The 25,426-nt window shown below is 35.3% G+C and carries 29 protein-coding genes; 9 read left to right on the forward strand and 20 right to left on the reverse strand.

The genetic code is table 11. The features are described from left to right. Window positions 1-198: 198 nt before the first annotated feature. Complete coding sequence (locus ACIQXJ_RS11960; RefSeq protein ID WP_403053730.1) at window positions 199-633, reverse strand: NUDIX hydrolase; 435 nt, start codon at window positions 631-633, stop codon at window positions 199-201. Between the two features lie 252 nt (window positions 634-885). Between ACIQXJ_RS11960 and ACIQXJ_RS11965 the strand changes: the two genes are divergently transcribed. Continuing rightward, window positions 886-2,556 carry an S-layer homology domain-containing protein gene (locus ACIQXJ_RS11965; protein ID WP_403053733.1) on the forward strand — a complete coding sequence of 557 codons (1,671 nt, stop codon included), beginning with the start codon at window positions 886-888 and terminating at the stop codon, window positions 2,554-2,556. A gap of 251 nt (window positions 2,557-2,807) precedes the next feature. Here the strand turns inward: ACIQXJ_RS11965 and ACIQXJ_RS11970 are convergent, their stop codons facing one another. From ACIQXJ_RS11970 to ACIQXJ_RS12015, 10 genes are all read right to left on the reverse strand, one after another. Further along, window positions 2,808-3,299, reverse strand: a complete 492-nt coding sequence (locus ACIQXJ_RS11970) for a hypothetical protein (protein WP_403053736.1) — start codon at window positions 3,297-3,299, stop codon at window positions 2,808-2,810. Between the two features lie 49 nt (window positions 3,300-3,348). Next, window positions 3,349-4,002 carry a DUF3885 domain-containing protein gene (locus tag ACIQXJ_RS11975; RefSeq protein WP_403054900.1) on the reverse strand — a complete coding sequence of 218 codons (654 nt, stop codon included), beginning with the start codon at window positions 4,000-4,002 and terminating at the stop codon, window positions 3,349-3,351. Between the two features lie 102 nt (window positions 4,003-4,104). After that, window positions 4,105-4,560, reverse strand: coding sequence for a GNAT family N-acetyltransferase (locus ACIQXJ_RS11980; protein ID WP_403053739.1), 456 nt, complete (start codon window positions 4,558-4,560; stop codon window positions 4,105-4,107). A gap of 265 nt (window positions 4,561-4,825) precedes the next feature. Then, entirely contained in the window at window positions 4,826-5,263 is a 438-nt protein-coding gene (locus ACIQXJ_RS11985) for a replication initiation and membrane attachment family protein (protein WP_403053742.1), read from the reverse strand. A 93-nt stretch (window positions 5,264-5,356) separates the two neighbouring features. Continuing rightward, window positions 5,357-5,530, reverse strand: a complete 174-nt coding sequence (locus ACIQXJ_RS11990) for a hypothetical protein (RefSeq protein ID WP_403053745.1) — start codon at window positions 5,528-5,530, stop codon at window positions 5,357-5,359. A 40-nt stretch (window positions 5,531-5,570) separates the two neighbouring features. Next, window positions 5,571-6,002 carry a hypothetical protein gene (locus ACIQXJ_RS11995; RefSeq protein WP_403053748.1) on the reverse strand — a complete coding sequence of 144 codons (432 nt, stop codon included), beginning with the start codon at window positions 6,000-6,002 and terminating at the stop codon, window positions 5,571-5,573. Window positions 6,003-6,158: 156 nt separating this feature from the next. Beyond that, window positions 6,159-7,022 carry a hypothetical protein gene (locus ACIQXJ_RS12000; protein ID WP_403053751.1) on the reverse strand — a complete coding sequence of 288 codons (864 nt, stop codon included), beginning with the start codon at window positions 7,020-7,022 and terminating at the stop codon, window positions 6,159-6,161. Window positions 7,023-7,032: 10 nt separating this feature from the next. Continuing rightward, window positions 7,033-7,929 (reverse strand): DUF2268 domain-containing putative Zn-dependent protease, encoded by an 897-nt coding sequence (locus ACIQXJ_RS12005; protein WP_483869689.1) that lies wholly within the window; start codon window positions 7,927-7,929, stop codon window positions 7,033-7,035. Window positions 7,930-8,007: 78 nt separating this feature from the next. Continuing rightward, a complete protein-coding gene (locus ACIQXJ_RS12010; protein ID WP_403053757.1) occupies window positions 8,008-8,529 on the reverse strand; it encodes a GNAT family N-acetyltransferase in 522 nt (173 codons plus the stop codon). 249 nt (window positions 8,530-8,778) lie between these two features. Continuing rightward, window positions 8,779-9,144, reverse strand: coding sequence for a cupin domain-containing protein (locus ACIQXJ_RS12015; RefSeq protein WP_403053760.1), 366 nt, complete (start codon window positions 9,142-9,144; stop codon window positions 8,779-8,781). 138 nt (window positions 9,145-9,282) lie between these two features. Between ACIQXJ_RS12015 and ACIQXJ_RS12020 the strand changes: the two genes are divergently transcribed. Then, window positions 9,283-9,756 carry a YbaK/EbsC family protein gene (locus ACIQXJ_RS12020; RefSeq protein ID WP_403053763.1) on the forward strand — a complete coding sequence of 158 codons (474 nt, stop codon included), beginning with the start codon at window positions 9,283-9,285 and terminating at the stop codon, window positions 9,754-9,756. A gap of 94 nt (window positions 9,757-9,850) precedes the next feature. Here ACIQXJ_RS12020 and ACIQXJ_RS12025 read toward each other — a convergent pair whose 3' ends face one another. The 3 genes from ACIQXJ_RS12025 to ACIQXJ_RS12035 form a co-directional block, all read right to left on the reverse strand. Beyond that, a complete protein-coding gene (locus ACIQXJ_RS12025) occupies window positions 9,851-11,116 on the reverse strand; it encodes a glutathionylspermidine synthase family protein (protein ID WP_403053766.1) in 1,266 nt (421 codons plus the stop codon). Window positions 11,117-11,138: 22 nt separating this feature from the next. After that, window positions 11,139-11,849 carry a hypothetical protein gene (locus ACIQXJ_RS12030; RefSeq protein ID WP_403053769.1) on the reverse strand — a complete coding sequence of 237 codons (711 nt, stop codon included), beginning with the start codon at window positions 11,847-11,849 and terminating at the stop codon, window positions 11,139-11,141. A gap of 148 nt (window positions 11,850-11,997) precedes the next feature. Continuing rightward, a complete protein-coding gene (locus tag ACIQXJ_RS12035) occupies window positions 11,998-13,044 on the reverse strand; it encodes a DUF418 domain-containing protein (protein WP_403053772.1) in 1,047 nt (348 codons plus the stop codon). 363 nt (window positions 13,045-13,407) lie between these two features. Between ACIQXJ_RS12035 and ACIQXJ_RS12040 the strand changes: the two genes are divergently transcribed. Beyond that, a complete protein-coding gene (locus tag ACIQXJ_RS12040) occupies window positions 13,408-13,671 on the forward strand; it encodes a phospholipase A2 family protein (RefSeq protein ID WP_403053775.1) in 264 nt (87 codons plus the stop codon). 147 nt (window positions 13,672-13,818) lie between these two features. Here ACIQXJ_RS12040 and ACIQXJ_RS12045 read toward each other — a convergent pair whose 3' ends face one another. Further along, the gene (locus ACIQXJ_RS12045) at window positions 13,819-14,682 is read right to left on the reverse strand and encodes an AraC family transcriptional regulator (protein ID WP_403054902.1); all 864 of its coding nucleotides are present in this window, start codon (window positions 14,680-14,682) and stop codon (window positions 13,819-13,821) included. Window positions 14,683-15,099: 417 nt separating this feature from the next. Here ACIQXJ_RS12045 and ACIQXJ_RS12050 point away from each other — a divergent pair, with 417 nt between their 5' ends. Next, on the forward strand, window positions 15,100-16,164 hold the full coding sequence (locus tag ACIQXJ_RS12050) for a branched-chain amino acid aminotransferase (RefSeq protein ID WP_403053778.1): 1,065 nt from the start codon (window positions 15,100-15,102) through the stop codon (window positions 16,162-16,164). A gap of 113 nt (window positions 16,165-16,277) precedes the next feature. Here ACIQXJ_RS12050 and ACIQXJ_RS12055 read toward each other — a convergent pair whose 3' ends face one another. The 3 genes from ACIQXJ_RS12055 to ACIQXJ_RS12065 form a co-directional block, all read right to left on the reverse strand. Continuing rightward, complete coding sequence (locus ACIQXJ_RS12055; RefSeq protein ID WP_403053781.1) at window positions 16,278-16,634, reverse strand: hypothetical protein; 357 nt, start codon at window positions 16,632-16,634, stop codon at window positions 16,278-16,280. Between the two features lie 76 nt (window positions 16,635-16,710). After that, window positions 16,711-17,100: a tautomerase family protein gene (locus ACIQXJ_RS12060; RefSeq protein ID WP_403053784.1), complete on the reverse strand. Its 390-nt coding sequence runs from the start codon at window positions 17,098-17,100 to the stop codon at window positions 16,711-16,713. Window positions 17,101-17,278: 178 nt separating this feature from the next. After that, entirely contained in the window at window positions 17,279-17,740 is a 462-nt protein-coding gene (locus ACIQXJ_RS12065; protein ID WP_403053787.1) for an NUDIX hydrolase, read from the reverse strand. Between the two features lie 551 nt (window positions 17,741-18,291). On the opposite strand from ACIQXJ_RS12065, the gene ACIQXJ_RS12070 reads away from it, so the two are divergent. Next, window positions 18,292-18,624, forward strand: coding sequence for a DUF6176 family protein (locus ACIQXJ_RS12070; protein WP_403053790.1), 333 nt, complete (start codon window positions 18,292-18,294; stop codon window positions 18,622-18,624). A gap of 77 nt (window positions 18,625-18,701) precedes the next feature. After that, window positions 18,702-18,869, forward strand: coding sequence for a hypothetical protein (locus ACIQXJ_RS12075; protein ID WP_403053792.1), 168 nt, complete (start codon window positions 18,702-18,704; stop codon window positions 18,867-18,869). A 202-nt stretch (window positions 18,870-19,071) separates the two neighbouring features. On the opposite strand, the gene glnA is transcribed toward ACIQXJ_RS12075, so the two are convergent. Further along, entirely contained in the window at window positions 19,072-20,406 is a 1,335-nt protein-coding gene (gene glnA / locus ACIQXJ_RS12080; RefSeq protein WP_403053795.1) for a type I glutamate--ammonia ligase, read from the reverse strand. An 867-nt stretch (window positions 20,407-21,273) separates the two neighbouring features. Here glnA and ACIQXJ_RS12085 point away from each other — a divergent pair. The 3 genes from ACIQXJ_RS12085 (at window position 21,274) to ACIQXJ_RS12095 (ending at window position 23,800) form a co-directional block, all read left to right on the forward strand. Then, entirely contained in the window at window positions 21,274-21,465 is a 192-nt protein-coding gene (locus ACIQXJ_RS12085; protein WP_403053798.1) for a hypothetical protein, read from the forward strand. A 220-nt stretch (window positions 21,466-21,685) separates the two neighbouring features. Then, entirely contained in the window at window positions 21,686-23,380 is a 1,695-nt protein-coding gene (locus tag ACIQXJ_RS12090) for a methyl-accepting chemotaxis protein (protein ID WP_403053801.1), read from the forward strand. Window positions 23,381-23,413: 33 nt separating this feature from the next. Next, the gene (locus ACIQXJ_RS12095) at window positions 23,414-23,800 is read left to right on the forward strand and encodes an STAS domain-containing protein (RefSeq protein WP_403053804.1); all 387 of its coding nucleotides are present in this window, start codon (window positions 23,414-23,416) and stop codon (window positions 23,798-23,800) included. Between the two features lie 137 nt (window positions 23,801-23,937). Here the strand turns inward: ACIQXJ_RS12095 and ACIQXJ_RS12100 are convergent, their stop codons facing one another. Next, the gene (locus tag ACIQXJ_RS12100) at window positions 23,938-25,284 is read right to left on the reverse strand and encodes a sodium-dependent transporter (RefSeq protein ID WP_403053807.1); all 1,347 of its coding nucleotides are present in this window, start codon (window positions 25,282-25,284) and stop codon (window positions 23,938-23,940) included. Between the last annotated feature and the right edge of the window lie 142 nt (window positions 25,285-25,426).

Raw genomic sequence — 25,426 nt, forward strand, 5'->3', positions numbered from 1 at the left:
GAGGTATACCTGTTTTTCATTTTCATTGGTGTCGTCTTGAAGTATAGGAAAGAAGAAAGCGTAATAGCCTGGATTTACCTGTTAATATGAGATTAGAAATACAATTAATATAGATAAACACTCATCAATATTCGAAAAGTAAAACAAAGGACTTGAGAAATAGCCCCTCTCATCCTATCCTCCCTTATGCATGCTGCTTTAAGTGTAACCTTTATTATTTTGCATGAAAGCAAGTGTCTTTTTAAATAATTTTGGTTGAATCTCTGAATAAGTTAGGTTTTTAGGGAGGGTATCAAATAGTTTAACTTCACAGATTTCTGATACAGGCAATTGGCCAATTTTCTTTATCTTTGCAAGATATAGCCTTCCAAAAATCTTATTAACGGAATCATCCATTGAATAGTCGCAAACCGAAACTATATCGACTGCTTCACACCCAGTCTCTTCGAATAATTCTCTTTTTGCTGTTTCAATAATGATTTCCCCGGTCTCTTTGTGACCTCCAGGAATTTCCCATGACACTCGTTCTTTCTGTCTTACGTAAAGCCACTTCCCTTTATAAATAGCACTTATTACTGCAAATTTTAAATCATTCTCATTAACAGTTCCTAAATCATAAAATTGAATACTCATTTTTCCACCTCAAATTTTATCGTTACTATTCTTCACATAATTCTTTACACTATTGAATTATCCTTTAAATTGCTCAGTCCGCCAACTACAATTGCAACACCAAACGTCATTAAAAAAGAGCTTTTTATATGCCATTCATTCTATCGTCTCACAATATTCATAGGTATATTGTTTCTTTTTTACAAAACATATAGCTAATAAAAGATATTATTATACAATAATTAATGAATATTCGACATGGAGGAACGACTATTGAAAAAATGGATATTACTGATTATATTTTTTGGAATATTGTTGATTGGAGGGAAAGCAGAGGCGGCGTCCGAGGGGTATGATATGAAAAATGCGCCTTTTTGGCCAGCAAATACATGGATTGAAAAAGTACCAGACTATTCCTATGATTATTATCGCTTGCAGTTAAATGAGGATTCGCTTGTCACTTTTACATTCGATGATCCAATTAAAGCTTCCGTATTAATTGCGTTAATACAAGATAATGGTACTGAACTAGGAAGAGACTTTGCCTATGTAAGAACTACGAAAGATGACGGGGATGAAAATAAAACGGTTCAACAGCTCCAATTACATGCCGGTTTGTATTATGTACGAATTGACGGACCTGATGGACCTGATGGACAACCATACAATGCGACGTACACGCTTGCACCGCTCCACTCTTCTTTTGATGTAGAACCGAACAATACTTCACAGCAAGCAAACCCCATTGCGCTTAACAAACCAATTAAAAGTGTAGGAACTGTCGGAGCTTTCGAAGATTACTATACGTTTACATTGGATAAAACAAGTAAAGTAACGTTACAAACGGAAGAATTTAAGCCACAAGTACAAGGGTATCGCCCCAATTTGTATATCAATATTAATGACGTAAATGGCTACCGTTATTTAGAAACGATGACAAGTCGAGATTTATCTAAATCGGCGACAGAAGTTTTACCACCTGGAACGTATACTGTGAAAGTAGATGCGAGCGAAACAGAGTATAATCCTGCTTATCAATTTACAGTAAAAACGGAAACTATTATTGAGCCTGAGACCTTTAAAAATAGTATTTTTGGTACAACGCTTACAGCTGGCCAAAAAATTCGTGGCTTTCTAGGACGCAACGATAATTACTATTTTACGCTAGACCGAAAACAAAAGGTGGAAATTACGGTTACGACCGATTCACAAGAGTTAATGTCAGCAATCCTTCAAAAAGCTAATGCAACGGGCGAATATCAACAAATTTATGATTATGAATACGATTTCGTGCAGCAACAAGCGGGATTTACGATTACTGCAATTTTACAAGCAGGCAAATATAATATCGAGACGAGTACACTTTGGTCACAACAAGATGAGGTAAATTACACCATCCAATTTGATGAAGTGACGTATCGTGATGTGCCTCCTACTTATCGTTATTATAACGAAATTATGAATCTATCAACGATGGGAATTATTCAAGGGTATAGCGATGGGCTGTTTAAACCAACTGATTCAATTTCACGTCGACATGTGTTTACCATGTTATCTCGTTATAGTGATATAAATTTAACACCAATACGTGAAATGAAACAGTTTGAAGATTTAAGACGTTTTAGTCTGGATTATGAGCTTGTCCTACCATTTTATCGTGCTGGCATCGTTGACGGCTCCAATGGAAAAATGAACATAAGCAGTAACTTAACACGTGCGCAGCTTGCGAAAATTTTAGTAAATACGTTTGATTTAAAAATGCAAGACACTGCACAAGAATTTAAAGATGTATCGTCAAAACATGATGCTTATGAATATATTCGAATTTTAGCCTCTAATGGCATCTCAACGGGTAGTAACGGGTATTTTATGCCAAACGCACCAGTAAGCCGTGAACATTTTTCAGTGTTTTTATATCGTTTATTTGAAAATATGAAAGAATAGTTTAATGCATTGTCTAATTGGCAAGTTCAAGATGCCTCGATTTATAAGTCGAGGCATTTTTTATTTAGTTGGCTAAGCATACGTTAGCTAATCAGTTAAATACTTTATAAAATAGTCTCTCGTCTCTTGATGAGTAAGTATTTCTAACACTTTGATACGAGAAACATTGCTGTTCTGTTTATCGTATCCGATTATAACTGACGAATCTTGGTAAAAACATTTATAATATAAATTCATAACACCCAGTTCCATTAAAAAGGACCACCTTCAAAACCTATAGGCCATCCATCTTCTTTGAATTTTACTTTATACTGAAATTCATTCGGATACTCGCTATAAAAAGCTAAACTAAAACCTGAAAGAATATGACCATCAAAATTAAGAATCTTGCCAAATGATATTGTCGTTAGATAGAAGTCATCCACTACCTGAGCAGGAAAGAAGTTCTTTAAATACTTTAAGGCACTGCTAACATGTTGATGTAGCTGGTCGAATATTCGTTCCGCCAAGTCAATAAATTTTGCATAAGGCTTTTCGCTATCCCCTTGTACAAATATTTCTACCCCTTCCCATTGTGCTATAGTCATACTACAAAACCATTGTTTAGGAAGAAAATTTTCTTCTTCATCTTCAAAATAGGTATTGGATAGGTTCACTTTTGCATCATAGTTAGTTAATGGTTTAGAAAGAATAAGACTTTTATTTAAAGTATCTTTCACATTTTTCATTTCAAAATAATCCATTTTTTCACCTCCTAGCATAGCCAAACTCGTTTGATTAATAAGGCCGCTTTTATTTAAAACGTTTAACAATCTCCTCTCGTGAATACTCATCGAGCCAATCGCCGTATTTTTCATATAAAGGTACAATGGTTTCCTTATTCGTTGCGATGACCTCGCATCCTCTATCATCATAAATAAAAAAGACCACATTTTTAGTGATATTTATAAAAAATACATCTGGATAGTTAGTAACCCGACGGAATTTTGGTTTTAAAGGGAAATCTTCATTACACGCTGCTTTAATAAGTAATGGATATTTAATATCTTGTTTGCGACACTTTAAAGAAAAGCGCGATGTATAATGATCATCTGACTCATCAACATTAAATACATTTGGCAACGTTTCTTGCCTTAAATGAAGTTTTACATCTTTATTTTTTAAATAGTGATTATAAACATTTATTCGATTCATTTCGTAAGACTTGTGCTGATAAACATTCGTAACAAGAAAAATTTCATCTGAATCAGAGAAAAGTTCGTTGAAAATAGACAATGCCTGACTATACACGCATTCAAACATCTCGTAATTGAGATTACCATCGTCTTTAAATTGATACATTCCAGCTCCTAATTCAAAGTGAATACCTATGTCCCATTGATGATAAAGACTAGGCACTAACGTAAGTCCTGGAAATGTACTAGTTAAATATTGACCTAAATCTATCGTTGTTCACTCCATTCTTTTATTGTTTTTTAACGCACCGTTAGCACAAAAAGAAAGGACCAAAAAAATGGCCCTTACTCATTTCAATATTCTATCATCCTGTCACTCGGTAAGATATTTTATTACTGCCATTTCTTTACCGAACCGATTACCTTTATCAATAAATCCTAGACTCGCATATAAATGATGTGCTCCTAAATTTTCAGGATGATAACCTACAACAACTTTTTTTGAATTCGGTAATTTAGCCATCTCTGTAAGCATTAATTTAGTTGCAGCTTTACCTATACCCTTGCCCTGGAATTCCTTATCGACCATTATTCTATACACCCAATAACCATCAAGTTCTTCTTGAACAGAATTGTACATTAAAAAGCCGACCACTTTTTCATTTAAATAAATAGCATATGGCTTTAAAGTAGGCTCAAACTTTGACTGAGCTATTGATATGGCATTGGGTTCGATGTATTTTTTTTGTTCTGTTGATATATCTAATTCACAGCAGTCGTACCAGTTTTCTGCATTTAATTCTACGATTCTCACATTTTCTTTAATCATAATTTTCCCCTTTCAAAATACGGGGAAACGCCAAACAACTTAGTTAATGAGTCGTTATCCCCTTGTTGCCATTAATAATATAAAATCTTGTACTTGTCATAATGAACGCCTCCTCTAACTACTACTGCCTAAAATTATATTAATAGATAATTAGGTTTTTTAATTATACCATTTTTTTCATAAGAATCCTTTTTGCACTAAATTTTATTAAGCACCCCGTTATCTCAAAGTGGATTTTGATGTTGGAAAATATAATTTGAGGACTTTAGTTTTTCCATTCTTCCCTTACAAAGGCCATTGCGCTTTCAATAGTTGAGACATTCTTCTTGAGCCAACTTTCACCCATTTCTCTTACCAACGAGTGTATAAACCCAATTCTACTAACCAATTTCACATAATCCAGTAATACATTTATAACACCATCATTTAACCCTAACACTTGTAAATCCTTAACTAGGTCTACATCATCCTGAGAAACCACACCATTGAGCTTTTTAAGGTAATCAATTGGTGTCGAAGAACGAACCTTTTTAATATACCATTCGTCGGAACTCATTCCTGTTATAGCTTTAAACCTTGCTTCTTCTTTTGCTTTCCATTCCTCGATTGTTATTCCATGAACTTCTTTAAATCGTTCTTCAGTAGTCGTGCCGTATATTGCTTTGCCATTTTTTTCCTTATATCGTTTTTGATCATCACTCATTTATTTCATCCCTTTTCGACCTTATTCACGAAAGAAAAAAGAGCTGCCGTAGCAACTCAATAATCGATCATTAACGCCCCATGATTGAACAACTTACTTTCCTTTTAATTGTTTGGCATTGATAAAAAAGGTAGATCCAATTAAAAATAATCCTAAACAAACGAACATCGATATCCCCGAATATTTATCATCAAATATTGTCGTGCTTACCAAAACAACGAACATCATTAGTGCAAGTATTACATATAAGCCTTTAATGTATTTCACAAATAATACCTCCTCATAATTAAAGAGAGCCCGTATATTGTTAAAGATTTTTTCTAGATTGAGTAAAGATAATAAAACCTACAATGAAAATCGCAAAAATACCTAAACCTTTAAAGACATATTGGGGGTAACTTTTACGGTAAGTATACTCGCCTTCTCTAATTGCTTTTATATAATGACTATCCCCTATATCAATTGCAATTGCAATATCTGTATCTATTCCCTCAATTGAATAATATTTCGTCCCTTTTGGATAGACATTTGAAAAGTTGCCTTCATATTGTTCCATATCTGAATACTTCGTGACTTCTCCAATTTTTTTCTTAATCTTTTCTACATATTCATCGCTAATTACATAAATATAATCATCCCAAACAACGAAAGGATATGCCCAGCTTGTTGCCTTTGCTTTACACGGAAAAAATGAAAAGACTATAATCGCTGTAAATAATATAAGTTTTGTATACCTCAAGCATTACACTCCCTCAATATATTTACTGATTAGACGATTAAAACTCAATTTAGTTACAAATAATCCCATAAATACAAATAAGGCTGGCTCATTAAACCTTCTATTAGTAAAAAAGAGCTGCCGTAGCAACTCATTGGTCGATAAATACTACAATTATTATAGGTATTTTCTCCACTCTTGCCATGCTTCCAAGTAAGCATCTAGGTCGTGTGGATGTACTTGAAAACATACGCCAATACGTGTGTATAACTGAAAAAGCACCTCGTCCACCAGCCGTTCTTTTGAAAATGTAGAATCGCTATTCCACAACGCAAATGATGACAACAGTGTATTCATATTTAAGCTATCTGGGGAAGAGCAAAAGGCATAGGTAAAATCATAAATTTTTGGCCCAATTAACGGTGAAGGATCAATAACGCCGTTGATTTTATTATCCAAAAATACAAAATTGTGAACACCCGTATCTCCATGTAAATAATACTTCTCTTCTTGGATATGATAAGCACTTAATTTCTTAACCAACATCTCTACTCTTTTATGGTCCTCTAATGGTAGTAAGTCTTCTATGCTCTTTTGTGCAAATACTAAACTACTCTCGTTAAATTCTGACCAATATTTTCTATGTAGTCCATTGACCCTTCCCCATGGAATGTCTTTTTCCACTCGTTGGTATGCATGAAACAACTCATTTATTATAACTTCCATCCATTCCAATTTGGACCCTCGAATAACATGTGTTTCTCCAGAAATATAAGAGTAGACAATAAATTCTTTGTTTACGTCTGTATAAAGAACATCAGGCAATAGCTTTACATCACGATATACGGATAGAAAATCATTCGTTGCAGTAATAATGGCTGGGTTATCTATTTTTATTACAAAGGTCGGCTTATTGTTAATGCTGAGCGTAAATAATACGCCATTCGTCGTCCCGCTTTTTAAAGTTTTTAATGTTAGACGATCGTTACTTATCAAACCATTATTTATTAGTATTTCAATGACTTCATTTATTTTCTCCATCTTCCATCCCTCATTGATAATGTTCGAGGTAATTACCCTTTTCAAATATTTCTTTTGCGCTTAGGGCAGTCCATTCCTCAGGTGTTACATCTGGGTGTAAATCAAGGTAGGATTTCACCATTTTATAGCCCTCACTGTAACCATATGAATATGGTAGATCAACTCCTCCATAATTAATTTCTTGTGAGCGCTTAAAGTTAGTACTAGCTAAATCTCCTACAACTTTTGACCAATTTTCTCTATCGTATGCATAGTACAATATATTTTCATAATATTTAGGATAAACTAATTTATTAAACATCACTGCCTTTCCTTCTAAAACCATGTTATCTAAAATCGTAAACTGCATATCTCTACTTCCATACTTCTCAGTCCAAATACTATGATGATATTCGTGGGCCATACTAAACCTTAATCTATCTTCCGTATAATCTTTATTGTATAGAACGATTATTTTCCCTGCCCCTACCGTTACCATTTCAGCGTTTACATTAGTGGCAGGAAGAACACATACAGTCGTTTCTATTTCGGACGGTATAAGGTCTGAAGATTTGAAAAGAGCTTCTTTTATAAGCTTTTCTGTTTCTTCCCTATCAATTTTTTCACTTAATAATTGATTTTCTGTTAATTGGTCCGGCGCGACGTTTAGTGCATAATGCGCCATATGAAGATATTCGCCATTGTCAAAACAATCACTATAGATTGGTTCAATAACCTCCTCTTGATAAATTTCTCGTTTTGATTGTTTTGGGTTACTTTCAACTTTATCTTGATAGTTGCTATAAAGTTTATAGGCATTGACTATTTTATACTTTTGCTTTGTTTGAGGGTGTTCAAAAGATGTAACGATACTTTCTATATCTTGTTTTTTATGTGGTTTTTCTGTTTGGGTACAGGAAGCGAGCATTAGAATTGTGCTTATTAGAATAAATGCTACAACTATCTTCGGAAGTTTTATCAATAATATCCATCCCTTTTTACCGATTTACTGTATAGTTCGAATATCTTCCCAACCATAAACGAGCTCAGCGAGTTTTTTGCCAGCAATCAGAATTTCAACAGTATCTATCTTTTTCCCACCAAGTGCTTCATAAAATCGACGAGAACTGTTATCTTTCAAAACAAGAACGAGCATTGAACACAACCCCATCCCCTTAATTTCTTCTACGATTGCTGCAACAAGTGCTCTCCCAATCCCTTGCTCTTGGTATTCTTTCAAAAGATAAATAGCATATAGTTCCCCTTCAAAACCGATATATTTACCGCTTCTTTCTTTACCGCCTGAAGAAAAACCTAGAATGTCCCCTTCGTTGTTTTCGGCAACAAATACAGCGTCATTCGTAATATTCTTTATCCATAGCAGCTCTCGATTTTCGTATGATAAATCCATTAAGTATTCGTCGGGAACGATGTTGGCATATGTTGTTCTCCAACTGTCGACATGTACTTTCGCTATTCCTTTTGCATCTGATTCAGTTGCTTTTCTAATTTTAAATTTTTTATCCATACGTTCACTCCAATTGAGGTTGATATATCCTTTTAGTAGTGATTTGCACCGGTATTGTGTCGATTTGATTCCTGCTAGTGTAGGGGGAATCCCCCTTTGTTTTTTTGGCGTTTGCCGGGTGTTTTATCGGCGATTTGGCCACTCTTATCGGCGATTTCGGGGGGGTTATCAGCGATTTTCTCCCCTGCTAGTTGCGATTTCCTTCACGCTGGCAATTTAGCCCTTGCAATCAGCGATGTTTTTATCACCTTAAATCCACACATCGTTTTCTGCAGTCATTTCGCTATTTGTTTCACCTGTATTGACAACGCCTCTAGGTTCCACTAGCATTATTTGGCACTCTTTTTCAGCATAAGGCTTGTGCTCTACGCCCATTGGTATTACATACATTTCTCCTTTAGATAGTTTGACCTCTCCATCACGAAATGCAATAACCATCTCCCCATCTAGTACGATGAATACCTCATCTGTCTCACTATGTTGATGCCATACAAAATCACCTTGAATCTTAACTAATTTGAACTGGTAGTCATTCATTTCACCAATAACTTTAGGAGACCACTGCTCAGTAAACTTTGATAACTTTTCGCTTAAATTAATAGGTTGATAGTCCATGTAAATACCTCCTTTTTTTCCTTTTATTATATTTTACCAGAGGTTTGTGAAACATGTAATTTTTCACAACTACAATTCGTCATTTAAATTCTGAAAATTATGTTAAAATAAAAGGATACTGCAAGGAGGTTTTTACATATGGCAATTGAAAAAGTACGCGAGCATTTCGCACAATGGAATTTACAGCATAAAATACAGGAACTGAATGAAAGCTCTGCAACTGTTGAAATGGCAGCACAGGCACTTGGCTGTGAACCAGAACGTATCGCTAAAACACTATCGTTTCTAGTGAATGATGGTGCCATTTTAATTGTAGCTGCGGGGGATGCCAAAATTGACAATGCGAAATATAAAGCAATGTTTGGAACGAAAGCGAAAATGCTTGCAAAGGAAGAAGTCAATGAACGAATTGGGCATGATATCGGAGGGGTTTGCCCGTTCGGTATTAATAAAGGGGTTGCTGTTTATTTAGATGAATCACTCAAACGTTTTGCAACTGTATTCCCAGCCTGCGGCAGCAGCAATTCTGCAATTGAACTTACCATCCAGGAGCTAGAAGCATATACACCTTATCAGCAATGGATTGATGTCTGTAAAGGGTGGAACGATTAATAAATTAAATACTCAATACAAAAGTAAAAATCCACAAAGTCTCCTGCATGCGAGGAAACAAAGTGGATTTTTTTACCTTAAACTCTTAAACTGCCTATGGGACATTTTTATAGCCTACAGCTAGCCAATGTGAATCCCATTCGGTAATCTGATTGCCCACTCTACAAGACAAGCCACAAGCGCGATTATCTGCAATGAAAGAACCGATTAGCCATTTCTTAGAATGGAGGCCATTACCCTGTTGTATGTTGATTGAAGGCATTTCTACGTATTGCTGGTAAATAAACAAATTGTCATCATAATGATTGTACGCAGAACCAGTTGTTTTAGAGCCATCTCCTGCATATATTTCTACCGTATTTCCTTCTCGAGAATAGACAGGTTTTTTCACATAAGGCACTCCATCTACTAATAATGGCTTTGCTGATAAATGCGTTGGTAACATATATTTATTAATTGCAGCTCGCTCCTCAGCATTAAATAGCAATGGATCATTTTTACGTTCCCAAATTAGCCATAACAAAATTTTCGATTGAAGGACATATGCCGCTGGAGCATTTATAATCGCAAGCTTACGATCTTTCACAAGATCCAATAATTGCAGACCGATTCTTTCGCCATCGGGGGCTACATCATCAATTATAAATTCTATTGGATGTGCGGGTCGATACAAAATATCGATTCTCTCCATTGAAGGCGTATAGAGCCCTCTCTTTACATCTGGCGTATCATCAGAAAAAATTATAAGCTTTTCGATAGGTACATATTCAACATCAAACGGCACACATGTTTTCAAAAAATGTACCTGACAATACTCCTCATAATCCTCTTCTGCTGTTTTACCTGTAATAACGATTTTAGGCTTTTTCACATCCTCTAAATACTGCATTGCGGCAAAAAGTGCACCGGATAACGTTTTATGTAATGCGGACACATCATTAGGATTTTCTAGATGAAAATGCTGACAAAGCTGATCATTCATCTCAAACGTTTCTTGCACAAGAAAAGGCGTTTCTCCATTCAGTTCGAGACATTTTATGTTGCCGTCCTCAGTACAAACAAAATCAAAACGAGCAAGTATAGACTGTTGTTGTAAATAATCCAATTCAATATAAGGTGTCATTTCTGAACGAATACCAAGAGCAAAAAGCTGCTCATCAGTTAAATGCTTAAATTGTTTACCTACTTTTAAAAAGATTTGCCAAAGAATCTTCGACGCGTAATAAAGTTCGTCTATTTTCTCCTTTGTCAGCTCCATCACATCATATAATGCATACTCTAAATCTTCAAAATCGGAAAAGAAATTAGGAAATTGTGAATAGAATTTTTGCCGTTGTTTACTATAAGTATCTTGTTCCATCGAGATTCTCCTTTTTCAATCGTTAGGACGATGAAGAGCCTCCCCTAGATGCGCCTCCAGATCCAAAGCCTGATTTTCCAGATGACGAGCCGTTCGAATACGAATTAGAAGAGCTCGTATTACTTGAAGAAGAGCTTGAACCATTCGAATATGAACGCTGACCGCTCGAATAAGAATTCGTGTTACTCGAATTAGTATTTGAGCCACTAGACGTTGGGTTATTTGATGTAGAACTATTTGTTGATGTACCAGATGAAGGCGAAGAGGAGCCACCTGTTGTAATGCCATTTGAATTCGCATTTGTAGCGTTCGATTTTTTAGTAGACGTTGTCGATGATCCTGCCGAACCGCTACTGTTATCGTCCTTGTCTGTTCCATTTTTCAGATTGCGGCTTTTATAGATGGCACTTCCAATCATTGCACCTGCAGTGGCATACATTAAGCCATTAAAAAAATGTTGGGCGTAATACGGTGAATTTTCATCTAAACATTCAAACGAACCATCATCACCTTCTTGCCATTCATCACAAGCATCAGCCATTTCACTGTTATGTACATTTAATATATCCTCATTATTAGCAGGTTCATTATTAGTTCCTGACGTATTCGTCGTATTGACGGGATCATTAGACTCTTCGTTTGTCTGTGATTCAGTATTGCCACACGCTGCTAATTGCATGACCATAAATGATGCAGTAGTCACTGCCATATATTTTTTTAATTGCTTTGCCATATTCTTACGCTCCTTATTATCAATACTTAATTTACGAATAACCTGATATTTAGTTTCATTTTGTTTACAAATTTATACTATAAAATAATAGCACAATAATATTCCTATAAAAAAACGTCAGAGCCATGATACTCTGACGTTGAAATCATTATTTTGTCGTTACTTTTCTTCCGTATGTCATCCATCTCCATACTTTTTCCAATGGCCCGATTTTGAAAAATTTAAAATAAATGATACTAATGATCATTTGAATTACAAAAATCATAATGGCAATGATGACAATATAGGAAGTCGAAAGCACTTCGAGTCCCATTAGAGATATAATAGCTAACCCTATAAAACTCTGAGCTAAGTAATTTGTAAACGCCATCTGTCCGACACGTCCAATTGGCTCTAGAATTTTCACAACTTTTTTGTGTTCTAGAATCAGGAATAAACTCGCTAAATAAAAATATGTAGTCGGGATTACACCTAATCCTAGTAATAATTGTAGCTTTTGATTATCATCATTTTGAGATGCAAACCAAATCCAACTAGACATAGCTACAAATATTGGACCTGTTACATATAATACCAACTTTATTTGTTTGGTAAGTTGTCTCACATTTCTTATCCAATCAGCTTTTGCTACTAGAAAACCTGTTAAAAACATAATAAAAATAGTTATTGTATCATTTCCTAATACATCGAAAACTGTTGAAAGGATAGCTAGGTTTGGCAAAAACAATTGTCCAAGTATGCTTACAATGTGAACAGTGATTATGCCAATAAGCCAGTTACGAATTGTATTAATCTGCGCTCGATAAAATGGTAGTAAGAATAAACCAATTACTGCATATGCAGAAAGAATCGAACCCCAGAAAAAAATTATATGGACAATCCCAATAACAAATAATGCTAGTAAACGTCTTGCAAAACGCCATCGAGGCTTATCACCTCTTGCTTCAGCGCGGGAAGCAAAAATATAAAAACCGACACCGAAAAGAAATGAAAAAATGGAAAAGAATTTTTTCTCAATGAATATATCAATTAGTGTATCAATAATACTATTGAATTTACTATAGGCAGGCACCGGTCCTCCTTCAACTACTATTTGATAGGCACCTACATTAATAAATAGAATGCCAAATAACGCTAATCCACGAATAATATCTAAGGACATAATTCTTTCTTTTTGTGTAATAGATGGATTCATGCTTTCAACTCCTTATCTTCAATACTGCAATTCATGCTCCTTGGCTATTATATCTACGCAACCTTACAGCAGTTTGTTGATTAGCTTACAAAAACCTTAACTGAAGGATTTTCATTTATCTTAACGATATATTTAAAATTGCAGTTTCTTACGCACACACTAAAAAAGGTCTGAATTAATTTCCAAGACCATTCTTTTATTTATGATATTATCAAGCGTAATCTAATGTATCAGCAGCTAATGGAATGTGAAATTTTGTCTCATTCTTTTTCATGTTTCATTAGTTTTTCATCCCTTTTCAAAAGTTAAGACAACATAATTTATAGTATGTAGACATTTTGAATTTGAAAAGAGGTGACCAAGGTGAAGAGGAATAGAAGATTAAGATTTTGTTATCCTGGCTATAAATATTGCGGACCTGGATGTTCAGGACCTGGTTCACCAACAAATGCTGTTGATTCTTGTTGTAAGAAGCATGATGAATGTTATTCAAGATACGGTAGAACAAAAAAATGCGATGTATTGTTTCAACAATGTTTATTAGCACATATGAATACCAATAGCAAAATGGGCAGAAATGCTAGACTGTTCTACAAAGTTTTCGATTTGCGTAATAATTTCTTTTAAACGTCAAAAGCCAAGAATGAACAACAAGTTACATTCTTGGCTTCAAAGTAATATAGATGTCTTTTGCCGTTGATTTCCGCTACGGGCGGCGCTTGCCGCAAAATTGTTTGAGAATTGTTTGAGTGCCTGGCACTTTTAAGGGCACTTTTACTTAATCGGGATCCAAATTTCCGAATAGAGATTTTCACTTGATGGGTCTTCGTCCGTGTATACCTCTAATTCAGCTGTACCAGCAGGTTCATATGGATTGGATGGGAACCATTCAGAGAAAATTTGCTTCCATGCATTTTGCATCGCATCCGGCATTGGGCCATGTACTTCAAACACAACCCATTTTGATGCTGGCACTTCCATTGCTAATAAATTTTCCGGTATATCCCCTACGTGATCTGTTCCAATCCAATATTCCATTAAATTATTTTCTTTATAGTTTTCGTCTGGTACACAAACACCCAGTACCCCTTTAATTTGTCCGTCATTTAATGCAAATAATTGCTCGTCCATTCCTTGGCGATTTACTTCATCCCAAAATAGAGGTATGCCTTGCAAATTCTCGCCTTTTTGACAATTATACGTTCTTTTCACTCCTACAACTTGGAACTTTTCTTTTTCTACAATGTTATACTTCATTGGTTCTGCTCCCTTCAGACTCACCTGGATTACGAGGCGGTTATATGATTGTAATGGTCCTTGCTGTTTTCGTGCTTCACTCGGCGTTACATTATGTTGCTTTCGGAATGCTTTTGTAAAAGCTTCAGGAGAGTCGTAGCCATATTTGAAGGCGAGATCGATTACTTTTACATCTGTATTGATTAATTCCTGTGCTGCTAAAGTCAATCTTCTTCGTCTTATATAATCCGCAATTGACATATCCGTTAAAATAGAAAATGTTCGTTGAAAATGAAAAACAGATGCATTCACTTCGTTTGCGATCTGCTCCATTGTAATCGTTTCTTGCAAATGCTCCTCTATATAATTTATTGCCTTTTGAATCGACTCAATCCAACTCAAACTCAAATGCCCTCACTCCTTGATTAAAGATTAACGTATACTAGTTTTTTCTTCCTGTCTTTTTATGCTATCTTTGGACTGGTCCACTCAGTTGTATGCATAGTCTACTACATATCGTCAATTTTCCAAACCTTTACTTAAAAGGTGCTACTCCTTCAATAATAATTATTTATAAGAAGCAATAACATAAAAATTTCAAGAAGCACATGAATATTTAAGTGAGCGGAAAGCGTCCGCTTGTAGCGTTACGCTACGAATAAAATCTTTGCAATGAGTGTGATTTGTTGATGAAAATATATAAATGAGCAATTTTATTAATTATTAGTAGATTCTTAGTATTTAATTAATTTAAAATAAACAGTATTATTAAGTATTATAGATATTTCATCTAATGACACAATACGCGGAGGATATGACATGTTAGAAATAACAAAAGAGATAACAACAAACCCAAAAGAAAAACCTGCAGTAGACCAATTAGGTTTTGGTCAATTTTTTACAGATCATATGTTTATAGTCGATTACACAGAAGGTATGGGTTGGCATGATCCACGCATTATCCCGTATCAGCCCCTTTCTATAGATCCTTCGGCAGCGGTTTTCCATTATGGACAAGCTGTATTTGAAGGATTAAAAGCTTATGCAACAGTGGATAATAGGGTCCTTTTATTTCGTCCTGACCGTAATTTTAACCGCTTAAATCATTCGAATGAGCGTATTGTCATTCCAGCAATTGATGAAGAATTGGCGTTAGAGGCGTTAAAGCAGTTAGTAACATTGGATCGTGAATGGGTTCCAAAGGCACCTGGAACATCTCTTTATATCCGTCCATTTATTATTGCTACTGAGCCACACTTGGGTGTACACCCTTCTAAAAACTATAAATTTATCATCATTATGTCTCCATCAGGCTCTTACTACAAAGAGGGCATTAATCCAGTAAAAATCATGGTGGAACAACATTTTGTAAGAGCTGTAGTTGGCGGCACCGGCGAAGCAAAAACTGCTGGTAACTATGCGAGCGCCTTAAAAGGACAAGAAATTGCCAATAAGGAAGGCTACTCTCAAACTTTATGGCTAGACGGTAAGGAACACCGTTACATCGAAGAAGTAGGTAGCATGAATATATTCTTCAAAATAAACGGAACTGTCATCACACCAGCATTAAATGGTAGCATCTTACCTGGGATTACACGTAATTCAATGCTTAAAGTATTAAAGGCGAAAAACATTCCAGTTGAGGAACGTCGTATTTCAATCGATGAAGTGGTAGAGGCTTATCATAATGGAACTTTGGAAGAAGCATTTGGTACAGGAACAGCAGCGGTTATTTCACCTGTAGGAGAATTAAAATGGCAAGATGAAAAAATAGTGATTAATAACGGTGAGATTGGTGAAGTGTCACAAATGCTTTACGAAACATTAACAGGCATCCAGAATGGCACGCTTGAAGATACATTTGGTTGGACGATTAAATTATAAAAATATACAAAAAAGTGTTAGATTGACCGCAATCAATCTAACACTTTTTTACTGTGAACGTTTTTGTAGCGCAACGTAAGCCACTGAAATAGCCGTCTCCACTTTTTTGACCTTTAATGATATTGGAATAACACCAAAATAGTTGTACCTTCTTCGCTTTCCCAAAGCTCAACAAAAAAGCAATAACCATTTGGAAAATCATTTAAATATGCTTCATCATCAAGGCAAATGTTATTTTTATACTTTGTATTCCATTCTGACTTAACATCATTTATTAATAAACACTCTAATTTACTTTTTCGTTCCGTTTGATAGTTACAGATGAATATTTCTTCTACTTCGCCATTAAAAATCATTTGTCCCAGTTCCTGTAACGTAAATAGTTCAGAGTAAATTTTACTTGAAACTACCACTTCATCATGATAAATCTGTTTTTTTTCTTTGTCGATAAAGTATCCTTTTCTTATCACTATGTTCAACCCCTCTTTGATCTGTTAACAGGGCTTAAAATTTAAAAATGCCTCTACTTTTTCTCAATGAAAAAACTTAAACATTAACTTTATAATTCAATGCTAACTCATCCCCAGGAAGTCCTCGTATCCCCCAGTTATGCTTAGGTGTTTCAAAAATAGTAATTTCTATATCTTGAGGAGCTATACTCAATTGACTGTTAATTTTTTCAAATAGCAATGCGAGTAATTGTTTTTTCGTTTCCATCGTTCGACCTTCGAACATACTAATTTCAATAATGGTATATGCTTCAGTTCTTTCACTAGGAAAGTAAAAATCTTCTTTATCCATTGGGAAAAAACGATGAAATTTCTTATCGGATGGCAATGTCAGTGCCTCCATCATACAACAATGAATAATAGTTGATAATGCTGCCTTAATAGGATTTAACCTGTCCTTAACACCATATATTTTAATTTGGCTCATGCTCATCTCACCTTTCTCTTCTAACCACTTATTTCTAATACATAAAAATAATCCACGAATAATGGTACTGCACAAGGGGAACACCACTAACCTAAGTAATTGATTTTGCAATAGAAATTAACTCTATTACGATTACTAGGTCTAGAGCTTTTTCTAAATACCCTCTACCTATCGCCTATTATTTAATTACTGGCAAGCTCACCTTGTTTACCCAATCATAAATAAATCTTTCTTGATGAACGTTTAACTGCGGAAGGTTGTTCCGGGAAAAGAATCGATGTTCGTGACTTTCTTCCGAACGTTGAATTAATTCTCCCGAAAAACAGCTTGAGTGAAAAATAATTTGGACACTAAAAACTTTATCGCCATTCGGATATGCTGCAAATCCTTCTTCACCAGAATAAATACCAAACAACGCTAATTGTTCAACTTTTAAACCTGTTTCTTCATAAGTTTCTCTTACGGCCGCTTCAAGAAACGACTCGCCAGGCTCCATTATGCCACCAGGTATGCCCCAAACATCTCGATCCGTTCGATGTTGTAGTAAAATTTGATTGTCATGTTCAAGAATAACACCGCACCCTACCGTCATTAGCATTTCATTGCCAATGAGCTGCCGCATTGTTTGTATGTAACTCATTTTTCCCTCCTTGATATAGGGAGTCAATTTTAGACTTCTCTTCCCTTTTAAGTTATTACTCCGTCAAATCCCCCATCTGATCTCCTTAGCTTATTTCAATTCTCAAAAGAGATACAGGTATTTCTATTTTATATTAATAATGTCATTTTTTCGCACATTTTTGAATAACTTCAATCATCTGAATGTTTGATGGAGAAAGCCATTTTAAAAATTAGCTCAAGTATATAGAGCTAGTTTAAATTTTATAGGTTCTTAAAAGGGTTCCTAAGGAAATAAATAACTTAATAAATAATCATGCTCCAAAGGAAAAGTTCCATTTTACTTATGTTCATAAACAAGAATGTCTACAGATTGATTATACTTTTTAACATTCCTACAGCCCAACACTATGTTAAAAGCCTTCAATCCACCAGCATATGGCACTTCCTCATGCTTTTCAATTATAAATGTCTTTTGAACGGTGCACTTCGATAAATATGAAAATAAAATTAAATATTTTAAAATATTGAAATAAAGATTGTTGAATACATAACAGAAAGGAATAGGAAGTAGTGAATATTGAGTGCACACGATATCGCGTGAAACAAGGTAAAACAGAAAAAGTAAATGAGTGGTTAGCTTTCTTGAATGAACATATGGACGATGTACTCGTTACCCTTGAAGGCGAGCGAATGTATGTTGAAACGATTTTTCGAGAAGTTTTAAATGAAGAGGAATATTTGTATTGGTATGTTGTTCAAGGCACTGGCGGAATTGACGACGAAACATCCGAACATTGGCTTGATAAAAAGCACATTGAATACTGGGATGAATGTATTGATAAAACCTTCAAACCTGTAGAGTTGCAAACTGAGGTAGTCATGATTCTATCTCGCAGTACCTAAATTTCCTTCTTTGCATTGAATATGAAGTTAAAAATTAGGGCAAGAATAACTTATAAAAATTTATTATGAGGTGAAGTATGAAAAAATTAATCATCGGTACTTTTACAGCAATCCTAACAACAGGATTATTATTTGGGTGTGGTACTTCGAAAGACAAAACAGAGCCCAATGATACTGAAGCACCTTCAACACACAAAGAACACATGGATGATCAAAACAAAACTGATGACAAATCAAAGAAGTAAGTCTTCCTTAAGTTCATTAGACATAAAAAAACCAGCTCAAATAAATAGAGCTGGTTTTATCTTTAAATTAGAAAATATTTTTAGAATGGTGAATTTTAATCTTTAGAATTAATATTATCCTTCTGGCACTAATCGACCGTACAAGGAATTGTCGGTTAATCCGAAACAATCGCTAAAATCCTACAGCCCCAACACTTCTTTTCTAGTACATCGTCAAATATTCATCACGTTCCCAATTGTGGACGCGTGTGCGGTATTTGTTCCATTCAATTTCCTTCGCTTCTGTGAACTTCTCAAAAATATGATTGCCAAGTGCGTCACGTACAATATGATCCATCTCTAGCTCGATTAATGCGTATTCTAAAGAAGATGGTAAACTATCAATGCCATTTAATTCACGATCTACACGGTTCATTTTATAAATATTTCGATCTACAGCATCTGGTGGTGTTAAGTCTTTACGTATCCCATCAAGTCCTGATGCTAAAATAACAGCCATCGCTAAGTATGGGTTAGCCGCAGGGTCAACAGAACGTAATTCAATACGAGTTGAAAGACCTCGTGCCGCAGGGATGCGAATAAGTGGTGAACGGTTTTGAGCTGACCAAGCTACATAGCACGGTGCCTCATAGCCTGGAACTAAACGTTTATAAGAATTTACTAAAGGGTTTGTCACTGCTGTAAAGCCGTGGACATGCTTCATGATCCCTGCCATAAAGCTGCGAGCCGTTTCGCTCAATTGTAATTCTGCATGTTCATCATAGAAGGCATTTTTATCACCCTCAAACAATGAAAGATTGAAATGCATCCCTGAGCCATTAACGCCAAATAACGGCTTTGGCATAAAGGTTGCATGTAAACCATGCTGTGCTGCCACTGTCTTAACGACAAGTTTGAACGTTTGTATGTTATCGCACGCTTCAATGGCACTTGCATATTTAAAATCAATTTCATGCTGTCCCGGCGCCACTTCGTGATGAGACGCTTCAATTTCAAAACCCATACCCTCCAGCTCGAGCACAATATCACGTCGACAGTTCTCGCCTAAATCAGTCGGCGCTAAATCGAAATACCCACCACTATCATTTAATTCAAGTGTTGGATGCCCTTTATCATCTAGTTTAAATAAGAAAAATTCTGGCTCTGGTCCAAGGTTAAAGGAGCTAAAGCCTAACTCTTCCATTTCCTTTAATACCCGCTTTAGGTTGGAACGTGGGTCACCTTCAAATGCTGTACCATCTGGTCGTGCAATATCACAGATAAAGCGTGCTACCTTACCTCTTTCCGCTGTCCATGGAAAGATAACGAATGTATCTAAGTCAGGACGTAAATACATATCAGACTCCTCAATACGAACAAACCCCTCAATCGATGAACCATCAAACATGACCTTATTGTCTAATGCCTTCGCTAATTGACTAACTGGTATTTCCACGTTTTTAATCGAGCCCAATATATCAGTAAATTGTAGGCGAATAAATTTCACATTTTCTTCTTTCACCATGCGGATAATATCATCTCTTGTATGATGTTTCATTCTTCACCACTCCAATTTGTCATTTTTCTTAACGTATTTTTTATAACTGCTTTTAAATTACACTATAACAACAAAAAAGCGCAATGGGCATGTAATGTTTTCTTACATATGTTTTTTCGAATAAATTTATCTTTATTTTAGATGTATAGATTTATTAGGTTGGACCTATATTTTGACATTCACTAAAATAAAACTTAATGATTACTTAAAAAATTCTTTTATAGAACATTAGTCTTGCATTATTTATATTTTACTGGTACATTATAAACGAAATATAATTTTAATAGTATTTAATAGGATATTTTTACTATCCTATATACCAATCCCTATTAAAGTAATTGAACATTTAGAAAGTAGCTTTTATAATAATGACGTCGGTGGATAAAGGCCTTTTGTTTCCATCCAGTACAAAACTCCCTTTCGAATGGTCTAAGCTACCAGATTGAAGCAAACTTCGCAAACTCCAGGCAAATGATTTAGCATCGCCTTAAAATTCCTATATAACACATTGTCACCAACTTTAAGTATCCAACATACTCAGATACATAGACTTACTAGTTTTTATACACTTGGGGGTGACATATACCATAGGGTGAAAACAGTAAAACTCAAAGCTATCCATTGCTATCTCGCACATAACAATGTCTTTTTAATCATGTTTTTAAAGAAATGAAATTGATTCACTTATGTCTAACTATTATCAACCGTAAAATACATGAATTTTTTTAACACCGCTAAATTTTGTAAAAAATAATACCATTTCTCTGGATGGATACAGGCGTTTCCCTATTCTTTCTCAATAAAATGGCGATGACCTTTTTACTTTGCTAACATTTAACACTGCAATTTCAATTACAATATAGGTGAGTGGTAACGGAAGTTACACTGCGTGTTCAAGCTAAAATACAAGCAGTTCATTTTACAGAAAAGATAATGAAAAATTATGTATTACAAAAATTAGTCATTCATGCGATTGAAGCAATGGAAATAATCGATATCGATACACCCCCTCCTTTTAACACAATTGAAGTAATGGTACACAGAGCTATGAGGAGGTAAAGTTACACATCAATAAAGCTTACGGTATTACTGAACATGATTTAACGAATGCTTTGCAATTCGATTTAAACCAATTTAATTATACAGATCAAGATCGAGGATTATTTTTTGTCAAAATATGGTCGATTATTTGGTTTAAACCTATTTCTCATACAAAATTTTTAGTCGGTGTTCAAAGAAAATTCATGGATAAGTACATCTGAAATTTGGAGGGTCTTCTATGAAATGGACAATACGTAAAAAAATAAATTTACTCATCCTTACCTGTATGTTACTAATGGTATCTATTCTAGCAATTATTAATTTTATTGAAGCGAAAAAGAATTTTTTAGAAAGTGCGGATACAAAACTTTTATCTGACTTGCAGTTAAGTTTGCAATATTTTGATGTAATTGCCCCTGGCGACTGGGCTATCAAAAATAACGAATTGTATAAAGGTGATATTAAAATTAATGATAATTTCGCTATTGTGGATGAGATTGAAGAACTAGCAGACGGTAACATTGTGACAATCTTTCAGCATGATACACGAGTTAATACAACGATAGTCGAAAACGGCTTACGACAAGTAAATACAAAGGCCCCTCAAGAAGTTACTACTGCTGTGATAGAGCAGAAAGAACGTTATATCGGCTCAGCAAATGTTTTGGGAAGTATGTATCAAGTAGCGATCGAACCGATTATGAATAGGAACGGCGAAATCATTGGCATGTGGTCAACGGGCACACCATCAGCCCCCTATATTAATATTGCTAAAAAATATGTAATGGAAAATGTCGCAATTTTAATAGGTATTGCGATTTTAATGTTTGTGAGTATTAGTTGGTTTTTACAGCGCCAAATTATTGCGCCAATTAATCAATTAAGCTTAAATGCAAAAGAACTAGCTAATTTAAATTTAGACGTAAAAATTATAAATCCTAAAGGAAAAGATGAAATTGCCAATTTAGCACAAGCCTTCAATAATATGAAGCAGCGTTTAACAGAAACAATGACGATTGTAGCGAATAGCGCCAATCAAATAGCTAGCTCCTCGCAGACATTAGCTGAATCATCACATCAAACAAGTGAAGCCTCCAACCAAATTGCTTTAACAATGAATGACATTTCAAATGGTACAGCCACGCAATCAGATCAGGCAGAACGTATTGTCATGATGATGAAAAAAACGATTGAAGAAGTAACCCATAGTTTAGAAAAAGCAGAAACAACTTTAAATAGAGCAATCCAATCGACCCATATCGCTCGAAAAGGTGAAGATGCTATTCATGAAGCAATTAAGCATTTAAATACAGTCACGCATACAGTTTCTTATGCAACCGACTCGATTCAAAAACTAGGCAAACGCTCCGAAGAAATCGGTGGTATTATCACTGTTATAACTGGAATTGCAGAGCAAACAAACTTATTAGCATTAAACGCTGCTATCGAAGCTGCACGAGCAGGTGATCAAGGAAAGGGCTTTGCTGTAGTCGCATCAGAAGTTCGCCAACTTGCTGAGCAATCCAGTTCGGCTTCTGGTCAAATTACAAATTTAATTAAGAATATACAAGCCGAAACCGCTGTGACCGTCCGGACAATGGAAAGTAATTTACTCGCTGTCAAAGAACAGGTGAACATCATTAGTAAAGGCGGAGAAGCCCTACAAGAAATCGTCGAACACGTTGTGGAAACTGAGCAAGGTGTAAAACAAATGAAATCAGCATTCACGCATGTCAATGACAACTCATTAGGTGTTCAACAGGCAATACATGATATCTCACGCATTCTAGAAGATTCCGCGGCAGCTTCAGAAGAAATGGCAGCTACTTCTGAAGAACAACATGCAACTGTAGCTGAAATTTCTCATAAATCAGAGGAATTGGCAGAAATTTCTACAAAACTACAAAACGAAGTAAATAAATTTAAATTTTAATCTAATAACTAAATGACATGGAGGAACACTGAAATGAGTAAGAATAACATGATAAATATTGGTTCAAAGACTGATTATATCCCAATCGCCTTTACAGGTAATATAGAATACGAAGTAATCGATGAGTTAAAAGAGGAGCTACACGCTATTAGTTTAGATACAAAGCATGGCTATGTATTTGATATGCAAAAAGTAACCAATATTGATAGTACTGGTTTTGGTATGATTATTAATTTCGCAAAGAAAGTGACGATTGCCGAAAAGAAAATCGCCATTATTGTGACAGATGAATTTATTCGTAAACTGTTCGCCATCTCACAATGTGACAAAGTATTCCCTATTGCAAAAAGTGAAATGCAAGCGCAGCAAATGATTAAAGAAAAAAGCTGGATAGGTGAGCTCGCCCTAAGTGAATATTAAGTGCCAGGCACTCAAACAATTCTGAATTCTTCCTATGAGAACGCATATAAGAAGCCGCAACATATCGCGCGATAGCGAGTGTTGCGGCTTCTATTGTGTCTGCGAGTGACAGGCACTCACACAATTGCATTCTTCAATTATTTTTGTAAAAGCATATTTAATAAAACAACGATAATAACGATTGGTACGACTACTAACATTAACACGCGATAAGTCTTATAAAACCCCTGCCCCATTTGACTTCCCATAAGCAATTCCTTTTTCACAAAGCTTTTATCTACTACATAGGCAATAAAGAACGCAATCAATAAGTTGCCCAACGGTAGCATTAAATTGGACACTAAATAATCAGTAGCATCAAAAATCGACTTTCCAAAAATGGATACATCCGCTAACAAACTAGATGATAATGCCGATGGAATGGCAGCAATAAAGACAATAACCCCCAGCAGGAACGTTAAGACTGAACGTGACATATGCCACTTCTCCATAAATGCCGCAACAATAATTTCATATAAACTAAATGATGATGTTAACGTCGCAAATAAAAACAGTAATAAAAACAGCGCTAAAAATACTTCACCAAAAGGCATTTGACTAAATGCTGTCGGTAGCACCATAAATAATAAGCCAGGCCCAGCCTGTGGCTCTAAATCAAAGGCAAACACTACAGGGAAAATAGCTAGTCCTGCTAAAAATGATACGAGCACAGTCAGTATAACTACTGAGCCTGCTGAGTTCGGTAAACTAACATCCTTTTTCAAATACGAACTATATGTAACCAAACAAGAGAACCCTACTGCCAAACCAAAGAATGACTGCCCTAACGCCTCTAATAACGCTTTACCTGTTATATTTGTAAAGTCTGGCCATAAGAAGAATTTCACACCCTCCATTGCCCCGTCTAATGTTAATGCACGAATAACAAGAACGATAAACATAACAAATAATAATGGCATCATCCACTTATTTGCTTTTTCAATGCCGTTTTGTACACCTAGCGAAATGACAAGTACATTTGCCAGTGTAAATAACGCTAAACCTAGTAACGTAATCCACGGAGTACTAATAATTTTTCCAAATAACTCACTTGGATTAACCGTTGAATCAATAACAGCCCCAGATACACCTAAGCCACTATAAATAAATATCCAGCCCCCTACAACACTGTAAAAGGTTAATAATAGAAAACAGCCAAGTACACCCATGCGCCCAACCCAAGCCCAAGCAGGTTTTGTTGGAACAACCTTTTTATAGGCTGTGATCGCCTCAGATTGCGTACCACGCCCTAAAATATACTCGGATAATAACATTGGTAGGCCAATCAACAAAGTGAACACCACAAATATAAGGAAAAATGCGCCGCCACCACTTTGCCCTGTGACATATGGTAGCTTCCATATCGCTCCTAGTCCAATCGCAGCACCCGCCGATGCTAAAATAAAACCTAACTTACTGGACCATTGTCCATTGTTTTCACTCATCTCTTCAATCTCCTCAAATCTAACTAATCTCACATTAATTGTACATTAAAATAGTAATTTAGACTAGTCAATTCCTGAAGATTCCAGCATGCTATTAGATCTACAAACAAAAAACCCCGAGTATGAATAAACTCGAGGCTTA

Source organism: Lysinibacillus sp. NPDC097868 (assembly GCF_044761135.1).
Taxonomy (GTDB): Bacteria; Bacillota; Bacilli; order Bacillales_A; family Planococcaceae; genus Lysinibacillus.